At 70.1% G+C, this 12,859-nt stretch carries 13 protein-coding genes; 6 read left to right on the forward strand and 7 right to left on the reverse strand.

All coding sequences use genetic code 11. The features are described from left to right. The first annotated feature begins 32 nt into the window (after positions 1-32). Positions 33-1,574: a cation:proton antiporter gene (locus BM249_RS17670; protein WP_091974457.1), complete on the forward strand. Its 1,542-nt coding sequence runs from the start codon at positions 33-35 to the stop codon at positions 1,572-1,574. A 6-nt stretch (positions 1,575-1,580) separates the two neighbouring features. Here BM249_RS17670 and gshB read toward each other — a convergent pair whose 3' ends face one another. Together gshB and BM249_RS17680 are read right to left on the reverse strand one after the other, a co-directional pair. Further along, positions 1,581-2,534, reverse strand: a complete 954-nt coding sequence (gene gshB, locus BM249_RS17675; protein ID WP_091974458.1) for a glutathione synthase — start codon at positions 2,532-2,534, stop codon at positions 1,581-1,583. A 50-nt stretch (positions 2,535-2,584) separates the two neighbouring features. Further along, a complete protein-coding gene (locus BM249_RS17680; protein ID WP_091974460.1) occupies positions 2,585-2,866 on the reverse strand; it encodes a hypothetical protein in 282 nt (93 codons plus the stop codon). A gap of 524 nt (positions 2,867-3,390) precedes the next feature. Between BM249_RS17680 and BM249_RS17685 the strand changes: the two genes are divergently transcribed. The 3 genes from BM249_RS17685 (at position 3,391) to BM249_RS17695 (ending at position 6,044) form a co-directional block, all read left to right on the forward strand. Continuing rightward, positions 3,391-3,609, forward strand: coding sequence for a hypothetical protein (locus BM249_RS17685; protein ID WP_091974462.1), 219 nt, complete (start codon positions 3,391-3,393; stop codon positions 3,607-3,609). 128 nt (positions 3,610-3,737) lie between these two features. Next, positions 3,738-4,565: a hypothetical protein gene (locus tag BM249_RS17690; RefSeq protein WP_091974464.1), complete on the forward strand. Its 828-nt coding sequence runs from the start codon at positions 3,738-3,740 to the stop codon at positions 4,563-4,565. Positions 4,566-4,652: 87 nt separating this feature from the next. Beyond that, positions 4,653-6,044, forward strand: a complete 1,392-nt coding sequence (locus BM249_RS17695; protein WP_091974466.1) for a hypothetical protein — start codon at positions 4,653-4,655, stop codon at positions 6,042-6,044. A gap of 36 nt (positions 6,045-6,080) precedes the next feature. On the opposite strand, the gene BM249_RS17700 is transcribed toward BM249_RS17695, so the two are convergent. From BM249_RS17700 to BM249_RS17710, 3 genes are read right to left on the reverse strand one after another with little or no spacing between them, the layout of a single operon-like run. Next, positions 6,081-6,677: a DUF1254 domain-containing protein gene (locus BM249_RS17700; RefSeq protein ID WP_091974488.1), complete on the reverse strand. Its 597-nt coding sequence runs from the start codon at positions 6,675-6,677 to the stop codon at positions 6,081-6,083. Further along, a complete protein-coding gene (locus tag BM249_RS17705) occupies positions 6,674-7,360 on the reverse strand; it encodes a DUF1214 domain-containing protein (RefSeq protein WP_091974469.1) in 687 nt (228 codons plus the stop codon). The genes BM249_RS17700 and BM249_RS17705 overlap by 4 nt, the downstream gene beginning before the upstream one ends. A gap of 31 nt (positions 7,361-7,391) precedes the next feature. Continuing rightward, on the reverse strand, positions 7,392-9,596 hold the full coding sequence (locus BM249_RS17710; RefSeq protein ID WP_091974471.1) for a transglycosylase domain-containing protein: 2,205 nt from the start codon (positions 9,594-9,596) through the stop codon (positions 7,392-7,394). 298 nt (positions 9,597-9,894) lie between these two features. Here BM249_RS17710 and BM249_RS17715 point away from each other — a divergent pair, with 298 nt between their 5' ends. After that, positions 9,895-10,410 carry a YcgN family cysteine cluster protein gene (locus tag BM249_RS17715; RefSeq protein ID WP_091974474.1) on the forward strand — a complete coding sequence of 172 codons (516 nt, stop codon included), beginning with the start codon at positions 9,895-9,897 and terminating at the stop codon, positions 10,408-10,410. Between the two features lie 6 nt (positions 10,411-10,416). Here BM249_RS17715 and BM249_RS17720 read toward each other — a convergent pair whose 3' ends face one another. After that, positions 10,417-11,199, reverse strand: coding sequence for a creatininase family protein (locus BM249_RS17720; RefSeq protein ID WP_091974476.1), 783 nt, complete (start codon positions 11,197-11,199; stop codon positions 10,417-10,419). A gap of 75 nt (positions 11,200-11,274) precedes the next feature. Next, positions 11,275-11,679 (reverse strand): CsbD family protein, encoded by a 405-nt coding sequence (locus BM249_RS17725; RefSeq protein WP_091974478.1) that lies wholly within the window; start codon positions 11,677-11,679, stop codon positions 11,275-11,277. A 347-nt stretch (positions 11,680-12,026) separates the two neighbouring features. Here BM249_RS17725 and oxlT point away from each other — a divergent pair. Further along, a partial coding sequence (gene oxlT, locus BM249_RS17730) for an oxalate/formate MFS antiporter (RefSeq protein ID WP_091974480.1) occupies positions 12,027-12,859 on the forward strand: 833 nt, incomplete at its 3' end.

Raw genomic sequence — 12,859 nt, forward strand, 5'->3', positions numbered from 1 at the left:
TTTCCGGTCCACCAGCCCTATCTCACCCTCGGATGATATTGTTCGAGTGGATCGTCGGCGTCCTGTTCGGGGCCGTTCTGTTGGCCGCCCTGGCGCGGCGGGTGGGGGCGCCGTATCCGGCGTTCCTGGCGCTCGGGGGCATCGCCCTCGCGCTGATCCCGGCGGTGCCCAACATCGCCCTCGATCCGGAATTGGCGCTGGCCCTGTTCCTCGCCCCCGTGCTGCTCGATGCGGGCCAGGCCACCTCGCTCAGGGATCTGCGCATCCACTGGCGCCCCATCGCGGGGCTTGCGCTCGGCGCCGTGGTCGCCTCGACCCTCGCGGTCGCTCTGGTGGCCAAGCTCCTCGTGCCGGACATGCCCCTCGCGGCGGCCATCGTGCTCGGCGCCATCGTCGCCCCGCCCGATGCCGTGGCGGCGCTGTCGGTGCTGCGCCACGTCGACCTGCCACATCGCCTCACCACGATCCTGCGCGGCGAGAGCCTGCTCAACGACGCGGGCTCCCTGCTGATCTACCGCCTCGGCGTCGCGGCGGCGATGACCGGAACCTTCTCCATCGCGGCGGTCGCCCCCACCTTCCTCATCGACATCCTCGGGAGCCTCGTTCTCGGTCCGCTCCTGGCGCTCGCCTACACGGCGGCCATGCGGCCGGTCACGGATGCGCCGAGCGTCATCGTTCTGCAATTCGTCGCGGCCTTCGGAATCTGGATCGGCGCCGAAGCCATCCAGCTTTCGGGGGTGCTGACCGTGGTCACCTTTGCCGTCACGGCGGCACGCCTCACCGCCGGGCAGACGCCGCCCCGGACCCGCATCGTCGCCGCCGCCGTGTGGGACACGGCGGTGTTCGTCCTCAACGTCCTCGCCTTCGTGCTCATCGGCCTGCAGATCGGACCGATTCTCGAACGGCTGCCCCGCGAGCGGCAGGTCTCCTACGCCCTGGTGGGGGCGGCGGTGTTCGCCACCGTGGTGGTGGTGCGCATCGTCTGGGTGCTCACTGCCAACCACTTTTCGCGCCTTGGCGGCGACGGGCCGACACGGGGCGACCGAGGGCCCGCCGCCGCGACGGCGGTGGCCTGGGCGGGCATGCGCGGCATCGTCACCATCGCGACGGCCCTCGCGTTGCCGGAGGGAAATCCGGGCTTTCCCCACCGCGATCTCATCGTGCTGACCGCCTTCTGCGTCGTCATCGGCACGCTGACGATCCAGGGACTGACCCTGCGACCGCTCCTCGGACACCTCGGCCTCAAGGACGACGACCCCGTGGGCCGCGAGATCGGGCACGGCCGCACCCAGGCCTACGAGGCGGCCTTCCACAGCCTCGACGGCGAGACCGGCCCGCATGTCGAAGCCCTGCGCGAGGAGTTCCGGGTGGCCCTGCAGCAGGCCGAAGCCCAGGACGGGCTCGCCCCCGAGAGTCTGCCGGCCGACACCGCCCGCCGCGCCGCCATCGAGGCCGCCCGCGACCGGGTGCTGGCCTTGCGCAGTACCGGGGAGATCGGCGACGATGCCTACGCCGTTCTGGAAGAGGCGTTCGATTGGGCCGAGCTCAACGCGACGCCGCGCGCCGAGCGATAGGCCCGGTCAGGCGTGACCGGTGCCGACCTTCGCCTCGATGGCGTCCCAGACGGACACCGCGAGATCGGGACCGCCCAGGCGCTTGATGGCGCGGATGCCCGTCGGCGACGTCACGTTGATCTCCGTGAGGTTGCCGTCGATGACGTCGATGCCGACGAGGAGGAGGCCGCGACGCCTGAGTTCGGGGCCGATGGCGGCGCAGATTTCGCGCTCGCGCGGGGTCAGGTCCGAAGCGGCGGCGGCCCCGCCGCGTACCATGTTGGAGCGAATGTCGTTCACGGCCGGGACCCGGTTGATGGCGCCCATGGGTTCGCCGTCGACGAGGATGATGCGCTTGTCGCCCTCGGTGATGCGCGGCAGGAAGCGCTGCACCACCCATTGCTCGCGGAACGTCACCGAGAACAGGTCGAACATCGAGCCGAAATTCGCGTCCTCCGGCAGCACCCGGAACACCGCCGCGCCGCCGTGCCCGTGAAGTGGCTTCATCACGATGGCGCCGTGCTCGGCCCGGAACGCCTCGATCTCCGCCTTATCGCGGGTGATGAGGGTCGGCGGCATCAAGGTGGGAAAGTCGAGGACGAACAGCTTCTCGGGGGCGTTGCGCACCTCCCGGGGATTGTTCACCACCAGGGTCGAGGCGGGCAACCGCTCCAGCATGTGGGTGGCGGTGATGTAGGCCATGTCGAAGGGCGGGTCCTGGCGCATGAGCACCACGTCGGCCTCCGACAGGTCCATCCGCTCCGGCTCCCCGAGGGTCGCGTGCGCGCCCTCGACATCCTGCACGGTCAGGGCCTCCACCCGCGCCGTCACGCGACCGTTCTGCTGCGACAGCCGATCGGGCGTGTAATGCACGAGCCGGTGCCCCCGTGCCTGCGCCTCGAGGAGCAGGGCGAAGGTGGTGTCACCGGCGATCCGGATCGCCCGGATCGAATCCATCTGGACCGCGACGGTCAGGGCCATGGCTCTCAAGCCTCCAAGGTTCGGAAATCGGGGTCGAGAGCCGGCCGGTCCTACTTCTGCGACTTGCCGCCCGTGCGCCTGTCGTAGTCACCGATGGCCGCCTTGCACTCGGGTGAGAGGCGCGCGCGATTGCGATCCATGCAGGTCTCGGCATCCTTGCTGTTGGGATCGACGCCAGCGCAGAGACGGAAATAATCGTTGGCGCAGCCGAGCTGCAAGCCCTGGTCCTCACGCTGGGCCTGGGCGGGTCCGGCCGCCAGCAGCGCCAGGGCGAACGGCGCGATCTTCAGGGCCGTCGAGAGGCTCAAGGGTCGTGACGTCATCACGCGCATCCTGCGGTGTCCTTCGTTCGGAGGAAGAGTATCAGGGGGGCATATCGGGCGACCCCGGCGGTTAGCAAGCGCGCGAAAGCCCACGCTTGTTCCCGACAGGATGGGAGGCGGCGCGTCGCCTGCGACGCTCCGGACGAGGCCGCCGCAAAGGCGGGGCGGGGGCGCGAGGCGAGTTCCCGAGGGGGGCCGGCCGGTTCCGGCGAGGGATGCGCGAGCCGTTTCGGAGCGGGCGTTGCATGCCCGCCACAGCCCCGGAGCGGGTCCGGTCTCCGCGCTCGGGCAGTGCCCTGGCCCCTTCAAGCCGTCGGCCGGGACAGCGATCCATCCGATCCCGCAACGATCCGTTAACCATCTCGTGATGATCTTGCTTCACGCCACGGCCAACGGACACCTTCGGAAGGACTTCCTCCGGTCGCGGGGCACAGAGGCCCCCCTCCGATCGGAGGGGGCGAAGACCTCCCTCCGATCGGAGGGAATGCCGGGTCCCCCCGGCACGCGCCAGCCAGAGGACGGGAACGCAGCCGATGAACTTCGACAGGTCACCCGATACGGGAGGTCCCGAGCGTCCGACGGCCACCGTCGTGACCTTTCCGGGACCCGGCTCCCGCCGCTTCCGCCACCTCGACGAAGCCACGCGCGGAACGATCCTCCTGTTCACCGGCATCCGATACGAGCGCATGCCGGAGACGACGGCCCCGATGGGTCCCGAAACCCAGGCCGCCCGCCTGCGCCGCCACTCCTGAGACACGCTCCGGTCGGTGGTCCGAGGCCGCTTCGGCTTCGACGCATCGCCTCGGCGGTCGCCCCGGCTTTCGCGACACGCCTGCGAAACCGCCCGGCCTCCCGCTTTTCCTGGACGACAGACCCATCGATGCCGCCCAACTCCCTTCTTCGTCGCTCCCGCGGCGCCCTCGCCCTCGCGGTGACTCTCGCCCCCCTCGTCGCGGGCTGCGCCCAGAAGGGTGATTTCGGGCGGTCGCAGCCCGGGGCCTGGAACACCTTCCTGGAGACCGCCGGCACCCTGGCCGCCCGCGAACGCGGCGAGGCGGCCGCGCTCTATCCCTTCACCGACGACGAGGGCGAGTTGCGCGACCGGGCCTGGCGCTTCCTCATGCCCACGTCTCCGCTCGTCGCGTTCACGGACATCCTCGCCAACCTGACCCGCACCCGCATCCTGCCGGAATCCTGGCGGCCGGACAGTCCGCAAGCCTTTTACGAGACCTTGATGGACCGTCCGTTCCGGTCCCCCGTCTCGCGCTATCACCGCCTGTCGGACGATATCGGCGCCGATGCGCGCCTCCTGCCGATCTTCGCCGCCACGGCGACGCGGGTGATCCAGGCCGACGCCCTGCGCCTGCGCAGCATCCAGTTCTCGCGCTCCCTCGACGATTGGGACGTGCGCAACGCGCAGATGCGGGTCACCGAGAACCGCTGCCTCATCGCCTGGGTGCGCCTCGAGACGGATCTCCGCATCGCCCGCTATCGCTTCGCCCTCGAACACCTCCTCATCGCCGTGCCCTCGCCGGAAGGCGCCCTCGTCGAGCGCACCCTGCGAGCCCTTGAGGCCCGCCGCCCCATCCTCGACGCCCTGGTGCCCCCGGGCTCGGAGGATCGCTGCGCCTTCGCCGGGCCGGCCGTCGAGGCCGTGGTCGCCCTTCCGCCGCCCCCGCCGGCCCGGCCCATCGTCGCCAAATATTGATCCGGTTTCCCTCGGCAAACGCGCCCGCCGGACACCGCCCCGCGCGGCCTTCCGGAAGCGTCCAATGATCGGGCGACAGGATGGAGCATGGAGACGCCGTTGCAGGCCCTCGCGTGGCTGGCGCTGACGGGGGCCGCGGCGTTCGCGGTGTTCGGTCATCCCGATCTGCGGATCGACGACGCCTTCATCACGCTTCACAACGCCCGCACGCTCCTGGCCGGGGGCGCCGACCCGGCCTATGCCGGCGCCACGGCCCTCACGGGGGCGACGAGCGCCGTGCACCTCGTGGCCATCGCGGGCCTCGGCCTGCTGATGCCCCTGGAGACGGCGAGCGGCGTCGTCTCCCTCGTCGGCATCCTGCTCTATGCCGCCGGCCTCGACCGGATGGCGGTGCAGTCGGGCTGCAGCCGAATCCTGCTCGTGAGCCTCGGGCTCCTCACCGGCTATCAGGCCCTCCATCTCGTCAACGGCCTCGAATCCGGCCTTGCGGCGGCGGCCGTGGCCTGGGCCCTGGTACTGCGCGACGCGCGATGGTTACCGGTGCTGTGCGGAACCCTGCCGTTCATCCGGCCTGAACTCGCCCTTCTGGCCCTGCCCCTCCTCGCCCGCCAAGGCTGGTTCCTGCGCCGGGCGCCGGACCGGCTCCTGCGGGCCGGCTTCCTCGCCGTCGCCGCTGCCGCGCCCTGGATGGCCCTGTCCTGGGCGATGACGGGCGGTCTCGTCCCGGCGACGGGCGGCGCCAAGGTGCTCTTCTTCGCCGAGGCCGGCCTCCCCCTCAGCGACAAGCTCGCCCTCGCAGCCTCCGCCTGTCTTCACGCGGCGATCCTCCTCCTCGCCATCGGCCTCGGCGGCTTGGCGCGGAAGCCGGCCGGATGGTGCGGCGCCGCCTTCCTGCTGCTCTGGCTCGGGACGGCCACGTGGGTGTTCCCCGGGGGATTGGCCCACAATCACGGTCGCTATTTCGTGGAAGCGGTGCCCGTCCTGCTGTTCGGCCTGTCCGAACTCCTGACGGCGGAGCGGCGCCTGATGGCCGGCGTCCTGATCCTGTGCGTCCTCGGCCTGCAGGTGAAGACGTTCGCGGCGGCCCGCGACACGCAGCGCATGGCCCGGACCCGCGATGCGATGATCGCCACCCTGAACGCCGAAGTGCCGCTTCACGCTCGGGTCGCGGTGCACGATGCCGGCGACATCGCTTGGCGGCGGCCGGACCTTCGCCTGACCGACGTGGTGGGCCTGAAGACCCCGGACAGCATCCGGGCCTTCGCCCAGCATCCCGTCCGGAACGGGGATCGCGGCGCCGCCCTGGCGGCGATCCTCGCGGCGTCCGGGGCGGGGTATTTCGTCTGCCTCACGGGGGACCCATTCTGGTCCACCCTCGCCACGGACCTCGTCCGCTCCGGGCAACGCCTCGAAGCCCTCAACGCGGGCAGCGCCTATACGGTCTACCACCTCGTGCCCGATGGTCGCCCGGGGGACTGATCCACCGCATCCGAAGACGATGCCGGCGGAACGCCGTCAGCCCCCCGCCTTGTCGTCGGCGGGCAGGTCCACCGTGCAGGAGACGGCCTGGACGGCGGCGTTGGCGGCGGGGCGCTGGCTCGGCAGGGCGGCGATGACGCGGACCACGACATAGCCCTTCGCGTCGGGCGCCACGATCCGCACGTCGCGGGTGACGTCGTTCTCGTCGGCGTTGGCCAGGGCCTCGTCGTACTGGGCGCGGGTGAGCACCACGAGGTCGAGGCCGCCCCGCACGGCCGCCTGATCGGTGACCGCATAGAATGCACCCCGCCGACCGTGCACGGCGAGCGACAGCATCAGCGGTCCCGTGCGCGCCGAGACCCGCATGGGTCCTTCAGCGAGATCGTAGGCACAGATGCCGACGGCCACCGCCGGATCGGGGATCGGCAGCCACGCCTCCGGCGGAGACGGCGTATCGCCGGTGGCGAGGGTGTAGACCGGCATCGCGTGGTCGAGGGTCTCGCCGACCAGCGCCCGCGACAGGGCATCGACCTTCGACAGGCGGGGGATGAGCAGCACCACGCCGATATGGACGAGGCCCGCCAGGACGAGCCCCGTGGCGGTGGCGAGGAGAAAGCGTCCCCGGGGCGTCATGCGGCGCATCCCGTGCGGGTGATGGCCGGCAGGGCCGCGGCCTCGAGGGTTCCCGCACTCGCCGCCACGGGCGTGTCGTAGAGGCGCAGCGCCAGGCGAACCGGACCGCTCGCCCGGGGCATTGGCAGCCAGTTGCCGGCCTGGACCTCGGGCGACAGGGTGATGACGAAGCGCCCGTCGCGCTCGCGCAGGATCTCCGTCGCGGTGAAGCCCTCGCGCAGGGCGGGTTGGGCCGCATCGCGCGGACCGCGCCCGGCGACCGTGACCGTCCAGGCCCGGGCCGGCGGGGTGATGCCCGCGATGATGTAGGTGCAGGTGGCGTCGAGGTCGCTCCCCGCGTCGTCGTGGGCGGCGGTGAGCAGCATGCCCTCTCCGACGGCGAGGGGGATCTCGCCCCGGCGGGCATTCACCGCCCGGGCATAGGGGTCGGCCCCCACGGACCCGACGCGGGGCCACGCCGTCCAGGCGCCGACGCGCACGCCGCCGAACGGATAGCCACCCCGCGTGGCATAATCGGCGGTGCCGAGCCCGATCCCCGCCCCGAGGGCGAGGGTGTAAAGGATCAGGCTGACCGTGGAGGCCCGGCGGATTGCGCGGCCCACCGCCCCGGCGAAGCGGGTGGCCGTGTCGTTCGCGCGCGGCCGCCCGACGCCCAGGGGCGCGGCTCTATCTGCGGCACTCATGCGGCCGGGGCTTTCCTGCTGACGAGGGCGCTCACGGGGTCGCGACGCGCCCATTGGCGGGGCGGCCCCCTTCGGCGACGATGTCCGCCGGACGGGCGCCGCTTGCCTCGATGGTGCGGAACAGGCCGTTGACGCCGCCGATCACCTCGAAGGACCGCCGCGACAGCTTGCCGGCCGCACTCGCCGCCGGATTGACGGGGGCGACGGTCGGCGCCTGGGCCACGGCGCGGCCCACTTCCTTGAGCCCCGGCATCGGCTTCAGCTCGATGCCCTGATGCGCGGTTTCCATGACGTCGTGCCAGGTCATGGCCGGAAGCGAACCGCCGGTCATCTTGTTGGTGGAGGTGTGGTCGTCGTTTCCGAACCAGACCGCACCGACATAATTGCCGGTATAGGCCACGAACCAGGCGTCGCGGTAGGCGTTCGTGGTGCCGGACTTGCCCGCGACCTTGATGCCTTCGAGCTGGGCGCGCTTGCCGGTGCCCTCCTCCACCACCTTGGTGAGCATGTAGTTCATGTCGGCGACGACCTGCGTCGAGAGCACCTGCTCGATCTTCTCGTCGGCATGACGGTAGAGCACCTCGCCGGAGGAGTTCTTCACTTCCATGGCGGCATAGGGCTTGGCCTTGCGGCCGCCATTGGCGAACACCGCGTAGGCGGCGGCCTGATCGATGACGTTCACTTCCGCCGATCCGATGGGCAGGGACGGTGTGTCGGTGAGCGGCGTGGTGATGCCCATGCGGTGGGCCATCTCGACGATCTTGGCCCGCCCCGCCTTGGCGGCATTGGCCTCATGGGTGATGCCCATGGCCTTGCCCAGGGCGATGGAGATCTGGATCGGGATGGTGTTGATGGATTTCGCCACCGCCACGGTCAGGGTCGTCGCGCCCGAGAACGAGCGACCGTAATTCTGCGGGCACCAGTTGCCTATGCAGACGGGCCGATCGACCACCCGCGTGTCGGGCCGGTACAGGCCGGCGGCAAGGCCGGCGGCGTAGACGTAGGGCTTGAACGAGGAGCCGGGCTGGCGCTGGGCGTCGGTGGCGCGGTTGAACTGGCTCTCGCCGTAATCGGCGCCGCCCACCATGGCGCGCAACGCCCCGTCGGGATCGAGGATCACCATGGCGGCCTCGTCGACGTCGTACTGGTCGCCGTAGCGGCGCAGGGTGTTCTGCACCACCTCGTCGGCGCGGCGCTGGATGGTGAGGTCCAGGGGGGTCTTGACCGTGAGCACCCGATCATTGCGGAAGCGGCCCGCATCGGCCATGCCCTTGATCTCGCCGAACGCCCAATCGAGGTAGTAATCCGCCGTGATGTCGCGGGTGCGGGTCACCGGGGTGGCGGGGTTGCGCAGGGCCGTCTGGATCTGGCCCTCCGTGAGGAAGCCCGCCTCGACCATGTTGTGCAGCACGTCGACGGCGCGGGCACGGGCGGCCGGCAGGTTGACGTGCGGCGCGTATTTCGTCGGCGCCTTGAACAGACCGGCCAGCATGGCGGCTTCGGCGAGGGAGATGTCCTTCAGGGGCTTGCCGAAATAATAGTCGGCCGCCGCCACGGCGCCGAAGGTGCCGCCGCCCATATAGGCGCGGTCGAGGTAGAGCTTCAGGATCTCGTTCTTGGAGAGGTGGCTTTCCAGCCACAGGGCCAGGAACGCCTCGTTGATCTTGCGTTCGAGGGACCGCTCGTTCGTGAGGAACAGGTTCTTGGCGAGCTGCTGGGTGATGGACGAACCACCCTGGGTGTTGCCGCCGCCCCGCGAATTCGACACGAGGGCGCGGGCCGTGCCGATGGGGTCGATGCCCCAATGCTCGTAGAAGCGCCGGTCCTCCGTCGAGACCAGGGCCTTGATCATGATGTCGGGGAAGTCGTCGAGCTTGAGCGAATCGTCGTGCTTGATCCCGCGCCGCCCGACCTCGGTGCCGTACCGGTCGAGGAAGGTGACGGCGAGATCCTGGGTCTTGAGCCAGTTGTCGCTGGTGAGGTGAAAGGCAGACTGGGCCAGTGCCAGCATCAGAACCGCGCCGCCGGTGCCGAGGGTCACCGCCTCGCTCGTGGCGTCGAGGGCGACCCGCTTCCAGCCGCGCACGGCGAAGACGTTCATGCGCTCCTGGAACCGCTCGTAGGTCTCGGCGGCGGAGCGGCCGCTGTCGTAGAGACCCGCATTCACCCAGGCGTCGAACGCCAGGGCAGCGCGCTTGATCCGGGTGGTCAGGGAGGTGGCGTTGGGCAGGCGCACGATCTGTTCTTCGTCCCTGGAGGGCGACCCGGCCGCACCGCGATGGCGCACTCTATCAAGCCGCGCGCCGGTCCGCGAGGCTTGCCGTTACCACGGGCAACGCGCGCGCGGCATGGCGCGTCGCCGCGCGCGGCGGCTTAAGGTGGGATTAACCTTGACGCTGGAATGGGGCGCGGCGGTGGCGCTTGCCTGCCGGGGGGCCTTGCGTTTAAACAATCGATCCTCGGCGAGGCCGGGTTCGCAGCGGAGCCTGCGACTCCGTCTGCCCGATTCCCCCATTATTCCCCGAGGTTCCCGAATGCGGGATCGCACGGCCGGACGCCCTTTCGGGCCGTCGGCCTCCACCGAACCGTTCTGGCGCACCAAGACCCTAGAGGCGATGTCGCCCGCCGAGTGGGAGAGCCTGTGCGACGGCTGCGGCCGCTGCTGCCTGCTCAAGCTCGAGGACGAGGATACGGGCGAGGTCTATCACACGGATGTGGGCTGCACGCTGCTCGACGGGCACGGCTGCCATTGCCGCGACTATCCCCGCCGGCAGAAGCGGGTGCCCGATTGCGTGCGCCTGACGCCGGAGGCCGTGCGGACGATCCCGTGGCTGCCCCCCACCTGCGCCTATCGCCTCGTGCGCGACGGCGAAGACCTACCGGCTTGGCACCCCCTCGTGAGCGGCCGGGCCGCCAGCGTCCACGAGGCCGGCATTTCCGTGCGGGGCCGGGTCTCGGGCAACGAAGAGGAGTTCACCGCCGACGAACTCCTCGAACGCATCGTGACGTGGCCGGCCCGCACGCCCGAGACCGAGGATCCCGAGGACTGACCGCCTTCACGGCGTCAGACTGAAGCGATCGACGTCGCGCAGGAGTTCGAGGACGGCCCGCGCTCCGTGATCCAAGGCGGCATGTCCGGCTTCGGCCGTGCCGAGGCGGGCGTCGCCGATGGCGCCGGCCGGGTTGAGATCGCCTGCCTTCCAGGCGAAAGCCGCCGGGCGTCCGGCTCTGAGATGCGTGAACGTCCGCTCCATCGCCATGGTTCTCGGCGTGAAGTCGGCGATCCGCTCCTGGCGCACGCGCTCGGGGCACAGGGCCAGCATCAGGGCGGTCTCGATACCGCCGCCATGGATGCCGTGGCGGATCTCCCCGTCCGGAAACAGGCCCTCGGGATAGCCGAAGCGATTCCACGCCGTGGTGACGGCGAGCATGCCGAGGCGCCCGCGCAGATCCGCCGCCGCGAGGTCGATGAGGCCGCTGTTGCCGCCGTGCGAAGTCACGAGGACGAGCTTGGTGCAGCCGGTCCGATGGATGCCCGTGGCGATCTCGCCCCAGGCGGCGAGGGCCGTCGCGGTGGTGAGGCTCAGGGTGCCCGGAAAGGCATCGTGTTCGTCCGACTTGCCCACCGCCTGCACGGGCAACACGAGGACATCGAGATCGTCGGCGTGCAGGGTCATGAGGCGGGCAAGATAACCCTCGGCGATGTCGACATCCGTGGACAGGGGCAGGTGCGGCCCATGCTGCTCGATGGCCGCCACGGGCAGCACCGCGACGGTGCGGCGCATGTCGCGGTGCCGCATCTCTTCGGTGGTGAGATCGAACCAGGGACGGATGGGCAAGGCCGGTCTCCCGCATGACGCCGTCCCGGCGCCTCTGACGCGCCGGCCCGCCTTTGGCAAGGGTTGGTTCGCGGTCTAGCGCGTCCGTCGCATGAGCCAGCCCGTGGCGAATGCGGCGGCCGCGACCATCAGGAGGGTCGTGCCCCGGTTGTCGTCGGCCCGCGCGACGATGTCCCGGCCACGCCGGACGGCCTCGTCGCGGTACCCGCGCCCGCGTCGACGCAAATCTTCGGCCCGGTCCTGAACGTCGCCGGCCAGGGCGCGCCCCCTGGTCCGGGCCTCGTCGATGAACTGGGAGCCGTCCCGATGCAGGCCGTCCGCCCGCTCGCGGGCACGGCCGTACCCGTGCTGGAGGGCGCCCGCGACCTGATCCACGGCACCGTCGATCTGCTGACGCGGACGGCCCGTGACGGCCCCGAGGGCGGTGCGGCCCCGGCCGCGCAGATGACGCAAGCCGCCTTCGATCTGATCCCTGTTCATTCTGGAATCCCTCCGTTGTGCGTTCGGCGACGGGCCATGCGTATCGGCGCACGCCCCCCCAACCACGAGCCAGTCGCAACGGCGGAAAACGCGTGAATGTTCCCTATCGTACCCCCCGGCGCAGTTCTGCCATGCCGCCCGTTGCTGCACCGCACGATTAGGCCACCGCAACGCAAGACGAACGACAACACGCGCGCGGCGAAGTCTGGCGGCATAAATTTTTTCTCGCGGCGACCCAAAATTTTTGCAGATGAGGATAGATCAGCGTCACGGCGAAGCGCCTTGTATTCAAAATAACTGCGGCTAGAACCAGGGGCCTTCTTAAAACCTGACTCGAGGACGACGTCATGACCGCGCGCACCGCTGCGCCTGTCCCCGGTGGGACCCCCTACGCCGCGTCGGCCACGGTCGCCGCGCCGCCCTTCGGCCGCTGGGGCCAGCTCGTCATCGGCGTCATCTGCATGGTGATGATCGCCAACCTTCAGTATGGCTGGACGTTCTTCGTCCCCGACATCCAGAAGAAGTTCGGCTTCGATCGCGCCGCGATCCAGTGGGCCTTCACCCTGTTCGTCCTGTTCGAGACCTGGCTCGTCCCCGTCGAGGGCTGGTTCGTCGACAAGTACGGCCCCCGCGTCGTGGTGCTGTTCGGCGGCGTGCTCTGCGCCATCGGCTGGGTCATCAACTCCTACGCCACCACCCTGAACATGTTCTACCTCGGCCAAGTCATCGCCGGCATCGGCGCCGGCGCGGTCTACGGCACCTGCGTCGGATCGGCCCTGAAGTGGTTCCCGGACAAGCGCGGTCTCGCCGCCGGCATCACCGCCGCCGGTTTCGGCGCCGGCTCAGCGCTGACCGTCGCCCCGATCCAGTGGATGATCGCCGATCACGGCTTCCAGGCCGCGTTCTTCAACTTCGGCATCGGCCAGGGCATCATCGTCGTCATCCTGGCACTCTTCCTCACCTCCCCGAAGAAGGAGCAACTCCCCCAGGCCACCACCAACGCCAACATCACCCAGACCCGGCGCAACTACACCCCCGGTGAAGTCGCCCGTCAGCCGATCTTCTGGCTCATGTACTTCATGTTCGTCATCGTGGGCGCCGGCGGCCTGATGATCACCGCCAACCTCAAGCCCATCGCGGCCGATATCGGCGTCGACAAGGTGCCGGTGACGATCATGGG

It is taken from the genome of Methylobacterium gossipiicola (assembly GCF_900113485.1).
GTDB lineage: Bacteria > Pseudomonadota > Alphaproteobacteria > Rhizobiales > Beijerinckiaceae > Methylobacterium > Methylobacterium gossipiicola.

Coding starts and splice junctions, on each gene's coding strand:
- BM249_RS17680 (WP_091974460.1), bottom strand. CDS start 2,866: ATGCGCGTGATGACGTCACGACCCTTGAGCCTCTCGACGGCCCTGAAG.
- BM249_RS17705 (WP_091974469.1), bottom strand. CDS start 7,360: ATGAGTGCCGCAGATAGAGCCGCGCCCCTGGGCGTCGGGCGGCCGCGC.
- gshB (WP_091974458.1), bottom strand. CDS start 2,534: ATGGCCCTGACCGTCGCGGTCCAGATGGATTCGATCCGGGCGATCCGG.
- BM249_RS17715 (WP_091974474.1), top strand. CDS start 9,895: ATGCGGGATCGCACGGCCGGACGCCCTTTCGGGCCGTCGGCCTCCACC.
- BM249_RS17700 (WP_091974488.1), bottom strand. CDS start 6,677: ATGACGCCCCGGGGACGCTTTCTCCTCGCCACCGCCACGGGGCTCGTC.
- BM249_RS17670 (WP_091974457.1), top strand. CDS start 33: ATGATATTGTTCGAGTGGATCGTCGGCGTCCTGTTCGGGGCCGTTCTG.
- BM249_RS17685 (WP_091974462.1), top strand. CDS start 3,391: ATGAACTTCGACAGGTCACCCGATACGGGAGGTCCCGAGCGTCCGACG.
- BM249_RS17695 (WP_091974466.1), top strand. CDS start 4,653: ATGGAGACGCCGTTGCAGGCCCTCGCGTGGCTGGCGCTGACGGGGGCC.
- BM249_RS17725 (WP_091974478.1), bottom strand. CDS start 11,679: ATGAACAGGGATCAGATCGAAGGCGGCTTGCGTCATCTGCGCGGCCGG.
- BM249_RS17690 (WP_091974464.1), top strand. CDS start 3,738: ATGCCGCCCAACTCCCTTCTTCGTCGCTCCCGCGGCGCCCTCGCCCTC.